Below are 16,149 nucleotides of genomic sequence, written 5' to 3'. Positions count from 1 at the left end.
GAGTGACGCTAGAATTAGAAGCGGTAGTGCGAGAAAGCCTTGTTGGCTTCAGCCATACGGTGCACGTCTTCACGCTTCTTAACTGCAGCACCTTTACCTTCGGCGGCGTCCAACAGTTCGCCAGCCAAACGCAGAGCCATAGACTTCTCGCCGCGCTTGCGAGCGAAGTCTACCAACCAGCGCATTGCCAGAGCGTTACGACGGGAAGGACGAACCTCGACCGGAACCTGGTAAGTAGCACCACCAACGCGGCGCGACTTCACTTCGACCAGCGGAGCGATGGCGTCGAGTGCTTTTTCGAAGAGTTCCAGGGGATCGGTGCCGGCCTTACGAGCCTTCACGGTATCCAGGGCACCATAAACGATACGCTCGGCAACGGCTTTCTTGCCGCTTTCCATTACGTGGTTCATGAATTTGGCGAGGATTTGGCTTCCGTATTTCGGATCGTCCAGAATCTCACGCTTGGCTGCTACGCGACGTCTTGGCATTGATAAGCCCTCAAACGGTCTTCAGGTTAGCCCGGGACAGATCCAGTGGATACGTGCCCGACCTTACTCTTATCGACTCAATAAAATGAATAACTGCAAAACGGCCGATTACTTCGGACGCTTGGTACCGTACTTCGAACGACCCTGGTTACGACCTTTAACACCGGAAGTATCCAACGAACCGCGAACGGTGTGATAACGAACACCTGGCAAGTCTTTTACACGACCGCCGCGGATCAGTACCACGCTGTGCTCTTGCAGGTTGTGGCCTTCACCACCGATGTACGAGGAAACCTCGAAACCGTTGGTCAGACGCACACGGCATACTTTACGCAGTGCCGAGTTAGGTTTTTTCGGCGTGGTGGTGTACACGCGGGTGCACACGCCACGGCGTTGCGGGCAGTTCTGCAGCGCAGGCACGTCGGATTTCTCGACGATACGCTTACGCGGCTGACGTACCAGCTGGTTGATAGTTGCCATCTACTAGCTCCACTGTTGTCTTGCGACGCTATTGTCTTGCAAGAAAAGCAAAATGGCAGGAACGAGTTCCCGCCAAATTTAGGGGTACAAGAGTCTAAAGAGGATCTTGTCCCCAGTCAAGGCAAGGCCCCGCCCTCCCCGCTCATCCAATCTCGACAATTTGTCTCGATTCGATGAACGGAGTGACCAGGGCCTCACACTCATTTACCGCAGAACTCAGTTACCGCTCGAGTTCAGCGCTTCGGTCAGTGCAGCTTCCACTTCACTGGCGCTTACGCGCAACGGTTTGTCTGCATCACGGCGACGCTTACGCTCGCTGTGATAAGCCAGACCGGTACCTGCCGGGATCAGACGACCCACGACCACGTTTTCTTTCAGGCCGCGCAGGTAATCGCGCTTGCCGGTTACCGCCGCTTCGGTCAGTACGCGGGTGGTTTCCTGGAAGGAAGCCGCCGAGATGAACGATTCGGTGGACAACGACGCCTTGGTGATACCCAGCAGTACACGAGTGAACTTGGAGACAAACTTGTCTTCAGTCGCCAGGCGCTCGTTCTCAACCAGTACGTGAGTCAGTTCCATCTGGTCGCCCTTGATGAAACTGGAATCGCCGGATTCAGCGATTTCAACTTTACGCAGCATCTGACGCAGGATGGTCTCGATGTGCTTGTCGTTGATCTTCACGCCTTGCAGACGGTAAACGTCCTGGATCTCGTTAACGATGTACTTGGCCAGCGCACTCACACCCAGCAGACGCAGGATGTCGTGTGGATCGCTCGGACCGTCGGAGATAACTTCGCCGCGGTTTACCTGTTCGCCTTCGAACACGTTCAGGTGACGCCACTTCGGAATCAGCTCTTCGTACGGATCGCTACCGTCGTTCGGGGTAATGACCAGACGGCGCTTGCCCTTGGTCTCTTTACCGAACGCGATGGTGCCGCTGACTTCAGCCAGAATCGACGCTTCTTTCGGACGACGGGCTTCGAACAGGTCGGCAACACGCGGCAGACCACCGGTGATGTCACGGGTCTTCGAAGTTTCTTGCGGAATACGAGCGATAACATCACCGATCGCAATCTTCGCACCGTCCGCTACACCGACCAAGGCGTTGGCTGGCAGGAAGTACTGAGCGATAACGTCAGTGCCTGGCAGCAACAGATCCTTGCCGTTGTCGTCGACCATCTTAACGGCTGGACGGATGTCCTTACCGGCAGCTGGACGATCTTTCGCGTCAAGTACTTCAATGTTGGTCATACCGGTCAATTCGTCAGTCTGACGCTTGATCGTGATGCCTTCTTCCATGCCCACGTAGGTCACGGTACCTTTCATTTCGGTAACGATCGGGTGAGTATGCGGATCCCACTTGGCCACGATGGCGCCAGCGTCGACCTTGTCACCTTCTTTAACCGAAATCACTGCACCGTACGGCAGCTTGTAACGCTCACGCTCACGACCGAAGTCATCAGCGATGGCCAGCTCACCGGAACGGGACACGGCAACCAGGTGACCGTCCACTCGCTCAACGTGCTTCAGGTTATGCAGACGGACGGTACCGCCATTCTTCACCTGAACGCTGTCGGCTGCGGAGGTCCGGCTTGCCGCACCACCGATGTGGAACGTACGCATCGTCAGCTGTGTACCCGGCTCACCGATGGACTGGGCAGCGATAACGCCGACCGCTTCACCGATGTTCACCTGGTGACCACGAGCCAGGTCACGGCCGTAGCACTTGGCGCAAATGCCGTAGCGGGTTTCGCAGCTGATCGGCGAACGCACGATCACTTCGTCGATGCTGTTCAGCTCGATGAACTCGACCCACTTCTCGTCTACCAGGGTGCCAGCAGGAACGATGACGTCCTCGGTACCCGGCTTGAATACGTCACGGGCAATAACACGACCCAATACGCGCTCACCCAACGGCTCTACAACGTCACCGCCTTCAATGTGCGGAGTCATCAGCAGACCGTGCTCGGTGCCGCAATCGATCTCGGTTACAACCAGATCCTGCGCCACGTCTACCAGACGACGAGTCAGGTAACCCGAGTTCGCCGTTTTCAACGCGGTATCCGCCAGACCTTTACGAGCACCGTGAGTGGAGATGAAGTACTGAAGTACGCTCAAACCTTCACGGAAGTTCGCAGTAATCGGCGTTTCAATGATGGAACCGTCCGGCTTGGCCATCAGGCCACGCATACCGGCGAGCTGACGAATCTGTGCTGCGGAACCCCGCGCACCCGAGTCGGCCATCATGTACATCGAGTTGAACGATTCCTGGTCGACTTCGACGCCATGACGGTCGATGACTTTCTCTTTCGAGAGGTTGGCCATCATCGCCTTGGAAACTTCGTCGTTCGCCTTGGACCAAAGGTCGATCACTTTGTTGTACTTCTCGCCCTGGGTTACCAGGCCGGAGGCGTACTGGCTCTCGATCTCTTTCACTTCGTCGGTGGCTGCACCGATGATGCGGGCTTTTTCATCCGGGATAACGAAGTCGTTAACACCGATGGAAACGCCGGAGATGGTCGAATAGGCAAAACCGGTGTACATCAACTGGTCAGCGAAGATAACGGTCTCTTTCAGACCAACCACGCGGTAGCACTGGTTGATCAGCTTGGAGATCGCCTTTTTCTTCATCGGCAGGTTGACGACGTCGTACGACAGACCTTTTGGCACAACCTGGAACAACAGCGCACGGCCGACAGTGGTGTCGACGATACGGGTGTTGGTCACGCTGCCGCCGTCACGGTCGTTGACGGTTTCGTTGATCCGGACTTTGACCTTGGCGTGCAGTGCGGCTTCGCCGGCACGGAACACACGGTCAACTTCCTGCAGATCCGCGAACACACGACCTTCGCCCTTGGCGTTGATCGCTTCACGCGTCATGTAGTACAGACCCAATACAACGTCCTGCGACGGAACGATGATTGGCTCACCGTTGGCTGGCGACAGAATGTTGTTGGTCGACATCATCAACGCACGCGCTTCCAGCTGGGCTTCCAGCGTCAGCGGTACGTGCACGGCCATTTGGTCGCCGTCGAAGTCGGCGTTGTACGCGGCGCAGACCAGCGGGTGCAGCTGGATAGCCTTACCTTCGATCAGTACCGGTTCAAACGCCTGGATACCCAGACGGTGAAGGGTCGGTGCACGGTTGAGAAGAACCGGGTGTTCGCGAATCACTTCAGCGAGAACGTCCCAAACTTCCGGCAGCTCGCGCTCGACCATCTTCTTGGCAGCCTTGATGGTGGTCGCGAGGCCACGCATTTCCAGCTTGCCGAAAATGAACGGCTTGAACAGCTCGAGAGCCATCTTCTTCGGCAGACCGCACTGGTGCAGACGCAGGGTCGGACCTACGGTAATTACCGAACGGCCGGAGTAGTCAACACGCTTACCGAGCAAGTTCTGACGGAAACGACCCTGCTTACCCTTGATCATGTCAGCCAGGGATTTCAGAGGACGCTTGTTGGAACCTGTGATAGCGCGGCCACGACGACCGTTGTCGAGCAGTGCGTCGACGGCTTCCTGCAACATACGCTTTTCGTTGCGCACGATGATGTCCGGAGCGGACAGATCCAGCAGGCGCTTCAAACGGTTGTTACGGTTGATCACTCGACGATACAGATCGTTGAGGTCGGAAGTCGCGAAACGACCGCCATCCAGCGGGACCAGTGGACGCAGATCTGGCGGCAGAACCGGCAGAACGGTCAGCACCATCCACTCTGGCAGGTTGCCGGAACCCTGGAAGGCTTCCATCAACTTCAGACGCTTGGACAGCTTCTTGATCTTGGTTTCCGAGTTGGTTTGCGGAATTTCTTCACGCAGGCGGCCAATCTCGTGCTCCAGGTCGATAGCGTGCAGCAGTTCGCGGACAGCTTCGGCACCCATGCGGGCATCGAAATCGTCGCCGAACTCTTCCAGCGCTTCGAAGTACTGCTCGTCGTTCAGCAGCTGACCTTTTTCAAGGGTGGTCATGCCTGGATCGATAACGACGTAGCTCTCGAAGTAGAGAACGCGTTCGATATCACGCAGGGTCATGTCCATCAGCAAGCCGATACGGGACGGCAGCGATTTCAGGAACCAGATGTGGGCAACCGGCGAGGCCAGTTCGATGTGCGCCATGCGCTCACGACGAACTTTTGCCAGCGCGACTTCAACGCCGCACTTCTCGCAGATCACACCGCGGTGCTTCAAGCGCTTGTACTTACCGCACAGGCACTCGTAATCCTTTACCGGGCCAAAGATCTTGGCGCAGAACAGACCGTCACGCTCAGGTTTGAACGTACGGTAGTTGATGGTTTCCGGCTTTTTAACTTCACCGAACGACCACGAACGGATCATCTCAGGCGATGCCAATCCGATACGGATGGCGTCGAACTCTTCGACTTGACCCTGGTTTTTCAGCAAATTCAGTAGGTCTTTCAAGGCCTTTCCTCCTGGCGGAGCAGAGAGCGGGCAATCCTGCCCCGCTCTCGATTCGCGTCACGTGTTATTCGGTTTCCAGATCGATATCGATGCCGAGGGAACGAATTTCCTTGATCAACACGTTGAAGGACTCGGGCATGCCCGGCTCCATACGGTGATCGCCATCCACGATGTTTTTGTACATCTTGGTACGGCCGTTCACATCGTCCGACTTCACTGTGAGCATTTCTTGCAGAGTGTAAGCGGCACCGTATGCTTCCAGTGCCCAGACCTCCATCTCCCCGAAACGCTGACCACCGAACTGCGCCTTACCACCCAGCGGCTGCTGGGTAACCAGGCTGTACGAACCGGTAGAACGCGCGTGCATCTTGTCGTCTACCAAGTGGTTCAGCTTCAGCATGTACATGTAGCCAACGGTAACCGGGCGCTCGAACTTGTTGCCGGTACGGCCGTCGGTCAGCTGCATCTGGCCGCTTTCTGGCAGGTCCGCCAGTTTCAGCATGGCCTTGATTTCGCTTTCCTTGGCGCCGTCGAACACTGGAGTGGCCATTGGAACGCCGCCACGCAGGTTTTGAGCCAGATCCAGGATTTCCTGATCCGAGAAGTCATCGAGGCTTTCCTGACGACCGCCGATCTCGTTATAGATCTCGTGCAGGAACTTACGCAGCTCGGCGACCTTGCGCTGCTCTTCAATCATACGGTTGATCTTCTCGCCCAGACCTTTGGCCGCGAGGCCCAGGTGGGTTTCAAGGATCTGACCAACGTTCATACGCGAAGGTACGCCCAACGGGTTGAGGACGACGTCGACCGGGGTGCCATTGGCATCGTGCGGCATGTCTTCAACCGGCATGATCACGGAGACCACACCCTTGTTACCGTGACGACCGGCCATCTTGTCGCCCGGCTGGATGCGACGACGGATTGCCAGGTAGACCTTGACGATTTTCAGCACGCCTGGAGCCAGGTCATCGCCTTGCTGCAGTTTGCGCTTCTTGTCTTCGAACTTGTCGTCCAGCAGACGGCGACGATCAACGATGTAGGCCTGAGCCTTCTCGAGCTGCTCGTTCAGAGCATCTTCAGCCATGCGCAGTTTGAACCACTGGCCATGCTCAAGACCGTCGAGAACTTCGTCGGTGATGTCCTGGCCTTTCTTCAGACCGGCGCCGCCTTCGGCTTTGTGGCCGACCAGAGCGGAACGCAGACGTTCGAAAGTAGCACCTTCAACGATACGGAACTCTTCGTTCAGGTCCTTGCGGATCTCGTCCAGCTGGGACTTCTCGATCGACAGGGCACGAGCATCACGCTCAACGCCGTCGCGGGTGAAGACCTGTACGTCGATAACAGTACCTTTGGTACCGGTAGGTACACGCAGGGAAGTGTCTTTAACGTCGCTGGCTTTTTCACCGAAGATCGCACGCAGCAGTTTTTCTTCCGGAGTCAGTTGGGTCTCGCCTTTCGGAGTGACTTTACCGACCAGGATGTCGCCTGCGCCAACTTCAGCACCTACGTAAACGATACCGGCTTCGTCCAGTTTGTTCAGAGCCGCTTCACCCACGTTCGGGATGTCGGCAGTGATTTCCTCTGGGCCAAGCTTGGTGTCACGGGCCACACAGGTCAGTTCCTGAATGTGGATCGTGGTGAAACGGTCTTCCTGAACAACACGCTCGGACAGGCAGATGGAGTCTTCGAAGTTGAAGCCGTTCCATGCCATGAACGCGATGCGCATGTTCTGACCCAGAGCCAGTTCACCCATGTCGGTGGACGGACCGTCGGCCATGATGTCGCTACGCTGAACCCGATCACCTTTACGCACCAGCGGACGCTGGTTGATGCAGGTGTTCTGGTTGGAGCGGGTGTATTTGGTCAGGTTGTAGATGTCGACACCGGCTTCACCGGTTTCTACTTCGTCATCGGCAACACGAACCACGATACGGCTGGCGTCGACGGAGTCGATCACGCCGCCACGACGAGCCACGACGCAAACGCCGGAGTCACGGGCTACGTTACGCTCCATGCCGGTACCTACCAGCGGCTTGTCAGCGCGCAGGGTCGGTACAGCTTGACGCTGCATGTTCGAACCCATCAACGCACGGTTGGCGTCGTCGTGCTCGAGGAACGGAATCAGCGACGCAGCGACCGAAACTACCTGCTTCGGCGATACGTCCATCAAGGTGACGTCTTCCGGCGCCTTGACGGTGAATTCGTTCAAGTGACGAACAGCTACCAGCTCGTCGATCAGGACTTTCTTGTCGTTCATCGTGGCCGAAGCCTGAGCGATCACGTGATCAGCTTCTTCGATGGCGGACAGGAACACGATCTCGTCGGTGACCAGAGCGTCTTTCACCACGCGGTACGGGCTCTCGAGGAAGCCGTACTGGTTGGTGCGCGCATAAGCGGCCAGGGAGTTGATCAGACCGATGTTCGGACCTTCCGGCGTTTCGATCGGGCATACACGACCGTAGTGAGTCGGGTGTACGTCACGAACTTCAAAGCCGGCACGCTCACGCGTCAGACCGCCAGGGCCGAGTGCAGAAACACGGCGCTTGTGGGTGATCTCGGACAGCGGGTTGTTCTGGTCCATGAACTGGGACAGCTGGCTGGAACCGAAGAACTCTTTCACCGCCGCAGCCACTGGCTTGGCGTTGATCAGGTCTTGCGGCATCAGGCCTTCGCTTTCAGCCATCGACAGACGCTCTTTGACCGCACGCTCAACACGTACCAGGCCAACGCGGAACTGGTTCTCGGCCATTTCGCCTACGCAGCGAACACGACGGTTACCCAGGTGGTCGATGTCATCGACGATGCCTTTACCGTTACGGATGTCGACCAGGGTCTTCAGTACCGCGACGATGTCTTCCTTGCACAGCACGCCCGAACCTTCGATCTCGGTGCGACCGATACGACGGTTGAACTTCATCCGGCCGACCGCAGACAGGTCATAACGCTCAGGGCTGAAGAACAGGTTGTTGAACAGGGTCTCGGCAGCGTCTTTGGTTGGCGGCTCGCCAGGACGCATCATGCGATAGATCTCGACCAGCGCTTCCAGTTGGTTGCTGGTGGAGTCGATCTTCAAGGTGTCGGAGACGAACGGACCGCAGTCGATATCGTTGGTGTACAGAGTTTCGATGCGAACAACGCCGGCCTTGGCGATTTTTGCCAGGATCTCGGTGTTCAGCTCGGTGTTGCACTCTGCCAGGATTTCGCCGGTTGCCGGATGCACGATGACCTTGGCGGTTGTGCGACCCAGGACGTAGTCCAGAGGCACATCCAGCTCTTTGATACCGGCTTTTTCCAGCTGGTTGATGTGGCGAGCGGTGATACGACGACCCTGCTCGACAATAACCTTGCCTTTGTCATCCTGAATATCGAGGACAGCGATTTCACCGCGCAGGCGCTGAGGCACCAGCTCCAGGCTCAGGGTCTCGCCCTTCACGTGGAATACGTTGGTGGTGTAGAACGCGTCCAGCACTTCTTCGGTGGTATAGCCGAGCGCGCGCAGCAGTACCGATGCAGGCAGCTTGCGACGACGGTCGATACGCACGAATACGCAGTCTTTCGGGTCGAACTCGAAGTCCAGCCACGAACCGCGGTAAGGAATGATGCGCGCGGAGTACAGCAGTTTACCGGAGCTGTGCGTCTTGCCACGGTCGTGGTCGAAGAACACGCCCGGGGAACGGTGCAGCTGGGAAACGATTACACGCTCGGTACCGTTGATTACGAAGGTACCGTTTTCAGTCATCAGGGGAATTTCACCCATGTAGACTTCTTGCTCTTTGATGTCCTTGATCGCTTTGTTCGACGATTCTTTGTCGAAAATGATCAGGCGCACTTTTACCCGCAAAGGTACGGCGTAAGTTACACCGCGCAATACGCATTCTTTGACATCAAATGCCGGTTCGCCCAGACGATATCCGACGTACTCCAGCGCAGCATTGCCGGAGTAGCTGATGATCGGGAAAACGGATTTGAAGGCCGCATGCAGGCCCACGTCGCGGAACTGATCTTTAGTCGCTCCCGCTTGCAAGAATTCACGATACGAATCCAGCTGGATGGCCAGGAGGTACGGCACATCCATGACGTCCGGCAACTTGCTAAAGTCCTTGCGGATACGTTTTTTCTCAGTATATGAGTAAGCCATCAGCGTTCCCCAGCTTGGTCACCTGCTTGTTTGGCCCCTCCCGACGGGAGCAGCCAGAAAATCGTGCAAACCCCATGGTTTGCGCCACCGCATCGGGTGGTTACAGCACGTTATCGGCACCGACCCAGTCGGCTGCCAATAACGGAAAAAGGCCGGTGGCAAGAGCCACCAGCCATCAGCCTGTCGCTTAACGCTCGGGCTGGAGGAGCAAAGTCGATGCTTACTTCAGCTCGACTTTAGCGCCTGCTTCTTCCAGAGCTGCTTTGGCTTTGTCAGCTGCGTCTTTGGCAACAGCTTCCAGAACCATGGCAGGTGCGCCGTCAACTACAGCCTTGGCTTCTTTCAAGCCCAGACCGGTCAGTTCACGTACAGCCTTGATCACGTTAACTTTCTTCTCGCCAGCTTCGGTCAGCATGACGTTGAATTCGGTTTGCTCTTCAGCAACGGCAGCAGCAACAGCTGGACCAGCCGATGCAGCAGCAGCGGTAACACCGAATTTTTCTTCGAAAGCTTTGATCAGCTCAACAACTTCCATTACGGACATGTTGCCAACTGCTTCAAGGATATCGTTCTGAGAGATAGACATGAATCTAATTCCTGATATTGGGGACGGCCTACGCGACCATCGAAAAAAACAAAAAACGCGAGAAGTTGACGAGCCTTAGGCTGCAGCAGCTTCTTTCTGGTCGCGAATTGCCGCCAGAGTACGAGCCAATTTGCTGGTAGCGCCTTGAATCACGCTCATCAGCTGAGAAATTGCTTCGTCACGGGTCGGCAGAGTTGCCAGTACGTCGATTTGGTTAGCTGCGAGGAACTTGCCCTCGAACGCAGCTGCCTTGATCTCGAACTTGTCCTGACCCTTTGCGAATTCCTTGAAGATCCGGGCAGCAGCGCCTGGATGTTCCTTGGAGAACGCAATCAGGGTAGGGCCGGTGAACACGTCGTTGAGGACACTGAATTCAGTGTCAGCAACAGCGCGCTTGAGCAGGGTGTTACGTACAACACGTACGTAAACGCCAGCTTCACGAGCCTCTTTACGGAGTCCGGTCATCGCGCCTACTGTTACGCCACGGGCATCAGCCACGACAGCGGACAGAGCGACTTTGGCAGCCTCGTTGACTTCAGCGACGATGGCCTTCTTGTCTTCGAGTTTAATTGCCACGGGTTTAACTCCTGCTTGTTACCGTTTCATCTGGTCGAAACCGGATGTCGTTTTGGTGTCTGATTCGGTAAGGAACCGGGAGCACCATCTGCGTAGGCTTGTGGTTTAAGACTTGCGTCGCCTACGGTCTTGGATAGCCCCCGCCAGGCAGGGACCCCAATTTTTTCAATTGGCGCAATCGCTTGCGCCAATTTGTGTCTTACGCGTCGAGCGAGCTCTGGTCGATAACCAGACCTGGGCCCATAGTGGTGCTCAGGGTAACGCGCTTGACGTAGATGCCTTTCGAGGAAGCTGGCTTGATACGCTTCAGATCAGCGATCAGGGCTTCAACGTTTTCCTTCAGCTTGACGGCGTCGAAGCCGATCTTGCCAACGGAAGTGTGGATGATGCCGTTTTTGTCGGTGCGATAACGAACCTGACCAGCCTTGGCGTTTTTAACCGCGGTAGCTACGTCTGGAGTCACGGTGCCGACTTTAGGGTTAGGCATCAGGCCACGTGGACCGAGGATCTGACCCAACTGACCTACAACGCGCATTGCATCCGGGGATGCGATCACTACGTCATAGTTCAGGTCGCCGCCTTTCATTTCGGCAGCCAGGTCGTCCATGCCTACACGGTCAGCGCCGGCAGCCAGAGCGGCTTCAGCAGCTGGACCCTGGGTGAACACAGCAACGCGAACGGTCTTGCCAGTGCCGTGTGGCAGCACGGTAGCGCTACGAACGACCTGGTCGGATTTACGCGGGTCAACACCCAGGTTTACAGCTACGTCGAACGACTCGCTGAACTTGACAGTCGACAGCTCGGCCAGCAGGGCAGCAGCGTCTACAAAGTTGTAGGCCTTGCCTGCTTCGATTTTGCCGGCGATAGCCTTTTGACGCTTGGTCAGCTTAGCCATTACACACCCTCCACGTTAAGGCCCATGCTACGAGCAGAACCGGCGATGGTACGCACGGCTGCTTCCATATCAGCTGCAGTCAGATCCGCGTTTTTGGTTTTCGCGATTTCTTCCAGCTGAGCACGAGTTACGGTGCCAACCTTAACGGTGTTCGGACGAGCGGAACCGCTGGTCAGACCGGCCGCCTTCTTCAGCAGAACCGAAGCAGGGGTGGATTTGGTTTCGAAAGTGAAGCTACGGTCGCTGTAGACAGTGATGATCACTGGAGTCGGCAGACCTGGCTCAAGACCCTGGGTACGGGCGTTGAAAGCCTTGCAGAATTCCATGATGTTCACGCCGTGCTGACCCAGAGCAGGACCAACAGGTGGGCTTGGGTTAGCCTGAGCGGCCTTCACTTGCAGCTTGATGTAAGCGGTAATCTTCTTGGCCATGAGGCACTCCAATTACGGGTTCGAACGCCTCGAGAGGCTCCCCGGTTACTTGCGCGTTTATCCCAGTGACGACAAAACCCCACAGCCTACGGCTGCGGGGTTGGGATTGTTGCTCAGCTAGACCTTTTCGACCTGGCTGAACTCGAGCTCCACCGGAGTAGAGCGACCGAAAATGAGCACTGCGACCTGAATCCGGCTCTTTTCGTAGTTAACTTCTTCAACAACACCGGTAAAGTCCGCGAATGGACCGTCATTGACACGTACCGACTCGCCCGGCTCGAACAACGTCTTCGGCTTCGGCTTGTCGCTACCGTCAGCAACGCGGCGCAGAATCGCTTCTGCTTCCTTATCGGTGATCGGTGCAGGCTTGTCGGCGGTACCGCCAATGAAACCCATCACCCGAGGAGTATCCTTGACCAAGTGCCAAGTACCCTCATTCATATCCATCTGCACCAGCACGTAGCCAGGGAAGAATTTGCGTTCGCTTTTGCGCTTCTGGCCATTGCGCATTTCAACCACTTCTTCAGTGGGAACCAGAATCTCGCCGAAGCCGTCTTCCATACCGGCCAGCTTTACGCGCTCGATCAGCGAGCGCATTACATGCTTCTCGTAACCGGAGTAAGCATGCACAACATACCAACGCTTAGCCACGGGACACCCTTAGCCGACAATCAAGGAAACAAGCCAGCCGAGCAGGGAATCAAGCCCCCACAACAGCAACGCCATAACCAGAACAACAGCCACCACAATCAGGGTGGTCTGCGTGGTTTCTTGGCGAGTTGGCCAAACGACTTTACGAATCTCGGTGCGAGCTTCCTTAACCAGTACAAAGAAAGACTTACCCTTGACCGTCTGCAGGCCTACAAAGGCAGCTACGGCAGCAATGGCAAGCAATGCGAGTACGCGGTACAGGATCGGCGAAGCAGAAAAGTACTGATTGCCAACAACGCCAACAACCACCAGAGCGACTACTACAAGCCACTTGAGGAGGTCGAAACGAGAGCCTTGAGCTTCAGCTTTAGGAGTCATCTATGAAGATCCTGTGAAAAGAAAGCCAGACACACCAGGTGAATCTGGCAGGTCAGGAGGGAATCGAACCCCCAACCTACGGTTTTGGAGACCGTCGCTCTGCCAATTGAGCTACTGACCTAAAACAAAATCAGGCCGACCATTATGCCGACCCGAAAAAGACTTTACAACACTTACCAGGCAATCCCGACTGCAATACCAGCATCTGCGACACCGGCAACCTCGAAAACACAACGAGGCGCAACCACAACCACCTAAAACAAAGGCAGATATTTTCATATCTGCCTTGTTATATGGAGCTCTTGAGCGGATTTGAACCGCTGACCTCACCCTTACCAAGGGTGTGCTCTACCAACTGAGCTACAAGAGCGTAACACTGTGCAAAACCCGTAAACTTGGAGCGGGTAGCGGGAATCGAACCCGCATCATCAGCTTGGAAGGCTGAGGTTCTACCACTAAACTATACCCGCGAGGCTTACAGCTCTCGCTAAAAATGGTGGAGGGGGAAGGATTCGAACCTTCGAAGTCGTAGACGTCAGATTTACAGTCTGATCCCTTTGGCCGCTCGGGAACCCCTCCTAAGCGAGCCGGCATTCTACATCATGCCAGCCTTCTGTCAAGCATTTTCTCAATTAAATCTTGAGGTTAGCTGCGTTGACCTCGCTTCACATCGCTAACCGTTTCCGGTGTTCGCTGTGGAGCGGGCGCCATTCTATGCAAACTATTCGATGGGTGCAACCCCCTCGCACGGCATTATTTTATGTTTTAACTCATTGAATTCTTTAGAAAGGTTTTGCAGCTGCAGATCGTCCAGCCAACGCCGGCTTTCCGGTGCAATACGCACCCAATACCCTGCGCTTTCCGAGCCCCTGGGCAGGGACTGGTATTTGACCTCCATCCCGCTCAACCGACGCTCAACCGCCTGCGCGGCGTCCTGACGCGTATACCCCCCCAGATAAAGGCAGCCATTGTCTGGCGAGACAGCTTTAGCCTTGTCTTTGGAGGCGTCACCCGCTTCGCTCAACAGGCGTATATCCTGCTGAGACCCGCGATACAGACTCAAAGGCGTGACATCCTTCGCGCGCAGCGGAGCCTCTTGTTGATGCCAGATGTAGTAAAAGCCATTGAGGACAAGCAGCAGCAGAAACAACCAACGCATAAAAACCTCAGGACAAGGGACAGGCCATGGCCAATCCGACAAACACCAAGTCCGGAACCACCCTGGCCCGAGGCACGACCTCAGAAACCAGGCTCGCATCCCCCCCGGTGAGGAATACGACAAAGTCCTCACCCCAGTAGCTTCGCGCCAACTCGAGCTGAGTCATTACGAAGCCGCGCAACATCAGCAAACAACCACGCTCGACAGCCTCGACAGTCGCACGACCCGGAACAAGACTTTCCAGAGCCTGCTCCGCCGCCAGATCTCCGTAACGAATTTTGCGCGTATGGGTACGCAACTGGTTGCGCATCAACGGCATACCCGGACAGATGAAACCACCCAGGTGCTCTCCATCAGAAGCGATAAAGTCCGCAGTCACGGCCGTACCGAAGTCGAGCACCAGGCACGCGCCTGAAGCCAGATGAAAGCCTCCAAGCATTGCAAGCCACCGATCCAGACCCAGCCGCTCAAACTCTTCATAACCGTTGCGCACGCCTGACATTTCGCGAGCAGGCGCTGCGCACACTATCGGCACACCAAAGGTATCCTTCAGCAATGACGTCAGCGCACCGGTCTCTTCCGCAGTCCTGACGCTCACCAGCCGGCAAAACGTGAGGGCAAGCCCTTTGAGCTCCCCCAATCCCTCAAGCAATGCGAGATTGGAATCGACAACCCCCTCACCAAGCAACTGCCCGGCATTCGCCGCAAGCACGCGCCACTTGATGAAACTATTCCCACAATCGAGCTCAAGAATCATCACGCAACCTCAGGCTCAATTCACCACCACTGAAGACTTTCTCCACACCATCCACCTTCAGGCGCAGGGCACCCTGGCCATCAATACCAAGCACCTCACCATCAATTTGATTGACACCGGCAATCAACGACACGCTTCGCCCCTGCCACAGGTGATTTTGCTCCCACTCCGACTGGATGGCCAAAAAACCACCTGCCTGGTGACGAGCCAGGTATCGCTGCAGCATCTCCCCCAAAATGGCGACCAATTGGTTGCGATCAAACAATTTGCCTGATTCGAGCCGCATGGATGTCCATTGCTGGTCCACCTCGTCAGCGGACTGCATGTTCACATTGATTCCCACCCCCAGAACCACGTGGCACACATCAGCAGGGTCACCGACCAGCTCGAGCAATATTCCAGCGATCTTTTTCTGACCCACCAGAACATCGTTGGGCCACTTTAATCCAGCGGCCGCAATACCCAGCTCACGCAACGTCTGCAAAACAGCGAGCCCAACGACGAGACTCAAGCCCTCCAACTGGCGCATCCCACCATCAATACGCAGTACCAGGCTGTAATAGACGTTCTCAGCGAAGGGACTGACCCATTTGCGACCCCGTCGCCCGCGCCCGGCCGTCTGCCGCTCCGAAAGCACAAGAAAGGGCGCAGCCTGCCCCCGCTCTATAGCGCGCAGCGCCTCGGCGTTCGTGGAGTCGATTGAGTGGTAAACCTGGACGGGCCAGTCGCAGGAAATCGCCCGGGCACTGATCTCGGAAGGATCGAGCAGCGCTAATGGCGCGGACAATTGATAGCCGCGCCCACGAACTTTATGAATGGACAATCCCAGCTCAGCTTCTAAATGCTGAAGCTGCTTCCACACGGCGCTACGACTGACGCCCAGGGCAGCACCCAATGCTTGACCCGAATGGAATCGGCCATCTTTAAGAAGCTTTAACAACGTCAGCATGCAGGTCTCGCCTCACAATGAGGCCCGCATGATAGCCACGCGCCGAGCTATTGCATAGAAATCCAGTTGCCGTGACTTTTCTGCGGACAAAAACAAAACCCCAACTGCTTTCGCAATTGGGGTTTCGGAATTTAATCTTGACGATGACCTACTCTCACATGGGGAAACCCCACACTACCATCGGCGATGCATCGTTTCACTTCTGAGTTCGGGATGGGATCAGGTGGTTCCAACGCTCTATGGTC

Annotated in this window: 13 protein-coding genes, 4 tRNA genes and 1 rRNA gene; all 18 read right to left on the bottom strand. The window is 56.1% G+C overall.

All coding sequences use genetic code 11. The annotated features are described in order from the left end of the window. Positions 1-14: 14 nt before the first annotated feature. The gene (gene rpsG / locus CD175_RS28105) at positions 15-488 is read right to left on the bottom strand and encodes a 30S ribosomal protein S7 (RefSeq protein WP_007970418.1); all 474 of its coding nucleotides are present in this window, start codon (positions 486-488) and stop codon (positions 15-17) included. A 108-nt stretch (positions 489-596) separates the two neighbouring features. Continuing rightward, on the bottom strand, positions 597-968 hold the full coding sequence (gene rpsL, locus CD175_RS28100; protein WP_003186084.1) for a 30S ribosomal protein S12: 372 nt from the start codon (positions 966-968) through the stop codon (positions 597-599). A 216-nt stretch (positions 969-1,184) separates the two neighbouring features. Beyond that, positions 1,185-5,384, bottom strand: coding sequence for a DNA-directed RNA polymerase subunit beta' (gene rpoC / locus CD175_RS28095; protein ID WP_007970416.1), 4,200 nt, complete (start codon positions 5,382-5,384; stop codon positions 1,185-1,187). Positions 5,385-5,448: 64 nt separating this feature from the next. Then, positions 5,449-9,522 (bottom strand): DNA-directed RNA polymerase subunit beta, encoded by a 4,074-nt coding sequence (rpoB, locus tag CD175_RS28090; protein ID WP_007970415.1) that lies wholly within the window; start codon positions 9,520-9,522, stop codon positions 5,449-5,451. Positions 9,523-9,742: 220 nt separating this feature from the next. Next, complete coding sequence (gene rplL, locus CD175_RS28085; protein ID WP_007970414.1) at positions 9,743-10,108, bottom strand: 50S ribosomal protein L7/L12; 366 nt, start codon at positions 10,106-10,108, stop codon at positions 9,743-9,745. A 75-nt stretch (positions 10,109-10,183) separates the two neighbouring features. Then, on the bottom strand, positions 10,184-10,684 hold the full coding sequence (gene rplJ / locus CD175_RS28080; RefSeq protein WP_007970413.1) for a 50S ribosomal protein L10: 501 nt from the start codon (positions 10,682-10,684) through the stop codon (positions 10,184-10,186). 199 nt (positions 10,685-10,883) lie between these two features. Continuing rightward, positions 10,884-11,579, bottom strand: coding sequence for a 50S ribosomal protein L1 (gene rplA / locus CD175_RS28075; RefSeq protein WP_003186095.1), 696 nt, complete (start codon positions 11,577-11,579; stop codon positions 10,884-10,886). Next, the gene (gene rplK, locus CD175_RS28070; RefSeq protein ID WP_007933726.1) at positions 11,579-12,010 is read right to left on the bottom strand and encodes a 50S ribosomal protein L11; all 432 of its coding nucleotides are present in this window, start codon (positions 12,008-12,010) and stop codon (positions 11,579-11,581) included. The genes rplA and rplK overlap by 1 nt, the downstream gene beginning before the upstream one ends. A 117-nt stretch (positions 12,011-12,127) precedes the next feature. Continuing rightward, positions 12,128-12,661, bottom strand: coding sequence for a transcription termination/antitermination protein NusG (gene nusG / locus CD175_RS28065; RefSeq protein ID WP_007984405.1), 534 nt, complete (start codon positions 12,659-12,661; stop codon positions 12,128-12,130). Positions 12,662-12,670: 9 nt separating this feature from the next. Then, positions 12,671-13,039, bottom strand: a complete 369-nt coding sequence (gene secE, locus CD175_RS28060; RefSeq protein ID WP_007984402.1) for a preprotein translocase subunit SecE — start codon at positions 13,037-13,039, stop codon at positions 12,671-12,673. A gap of 45 nt (positions 13,040-13,084) precedes the next feature. Continuing rightward, positions 13,085-13,160: transfer RNA gene (locus CD175_RS28055), tRNA-Trp, on the bottom strand. Between the two features lie 173 nt (positions 13,161-13,333). Further along, positions 13,334-13,409 (bottom strand) — tRNA-Thr (locus CD175_RS28050). Positions 13,410-13,435: 26 nt separating this feature from the next. Continuing rightward, a tRNA-Gly gene (locus CD175_RS28045) sits at positions 13,436-13,509 on the bottom strand. A gap of 24 nt (positions 13,510-13,533) precedes the next feature. Then, a tRNA-Tyr gene (locus tag CD175_RS28040) sits at positions 13,534-13,618 on the bottom strand. A 142-nt stretch (positions 13,619-13,760) separates the two neighbouring features. After that, positions 13,761-14,198: a hypothetical protein gene (locus CD175_RS28035; RefSeq protein WP_104451273.1), complete on the bottom strand. Its 438-nt coding sequence runs from the start codon at positions 14,196-14,198 to the stop codon at positions 13,761-13,763. Between the two features lie 7 nt (positions 14,199-14,205). Further along, positions 14,206-14,955, bottom strand: coding sequence for a pantothenate kinase (locus CD175_RS28030; RefSeq protein WP_104451272.1), 750 nt, complete (start codon positions 14,953-14,955; stop codon positions 14,206-14,208). After that, positions 14,945-15,904, bottom strand: coding sequence for a bifunctional biotin--[acetyl-CoA-carboxylase] ligase/biotin operon repressor BirA (birA, locus tag CD175_RS28025; protein ID WP_104451271.1), 960 nt, complete (start codon positions 15,902-15,904; stop codon positions 14,945-14,947). Before birA ends, CD175_RS28030 begins: the two co-directional genes overlap by 11 nt. 135 nt (positions 15,905-16,039) lie before the next feature. Continuing rightward, a 5S ribosomal RNA gene (gene rrf / locus CD175_RS28020) occupies positions 16,040-16,149 on the bottom strand; the annotation flags it as partial.

Source organism: Pseudomonas laurylsulfatiphila, assembly GCF_002934665.1.
GTDB lineage: Bacteria > Pseudomonadota > Gammaproteobacteria > Pseudomonadales > Pseudomonadaceae > Aquipseudomonas > Aquipseudomonas laurylsulfatiphila.
Note: the sequence above shows the minus strand (reverse complement) of the source record. Positions and strands in the feature narration are given on the sequence as shown.

Excerpts from the sequence above, each read along its gene's own strand:
- rpsG (WP_007970418.1), bottom strand. The coding sequence starts at position 488 with ATGCCAAGACGTCGCGTAGCAGCCAAGCGTGAGATTCTGGACGATCCG.
- rpsL (WP_003186084.1), bottom strand. The coding sequence starts at position 968 with ATGGCAACTATCAACCAGCTGGTACGTCAGCCGCGTAAGCGTATCGTC.
- rpoB (WP_007970415.1), bottom strand. The coding sequence starts at position 9,522 with ATGGCTTACTCATATACTGAGAAAAAACGTATCCGCAAGGACTTTAGC.
- rplL (WP_007970414.1), bottom strand. The coding sequence starts at position 10,108 with ATGTCTATCTCTCAGAACGATATCCTTGAAGCAGTTGGCAACATGTCC.
- rplA (WP_003186095.1), bottom strand. The coding sequence starts at position 11,579 with ATGGCTAAGCTGACCAAGCGTCAAAAGGCTATCGCCGGCAAAATCGAA.
- rplK (WP_007933726.1), bottom strand. The coding sequence starts at position 12,010 with ATGGCCAAGAAGATTACCGCTTACATCAAGCTGCAAGTGAAGGCCGCT.
- secE (WP_007984402.1), bottom strand. The coding sequence starts at position 13,039 with ATGACTCCTAAAGCTGAAGCTCAAGGCTCTCGTTTCGACCTCCTCAAG.
- CD175_RS28035 (WP_104451273.1), bottom strand. The coding sequence starts at position 14,198 with ATGCGTTGGTTGTTTCTGCTGCTGCTTGTCCTCAATGGCTTTTACTAC.
- CD175_RS28030 (WP_104451272.1), bottom strand. The coding sequence starts at position 14,955 with ATGATTCTTGAGCTCGATTGTGGGAATAGTTTCATCAAGTGGCGCGTG.
- birA (WP_104451271.1), bottom strand. The coding sequence starts at position 15,904 with ATGCTGACGTTGTTAAAGCTTCTTAAAGATGGCCGATTCCATTCGGGT.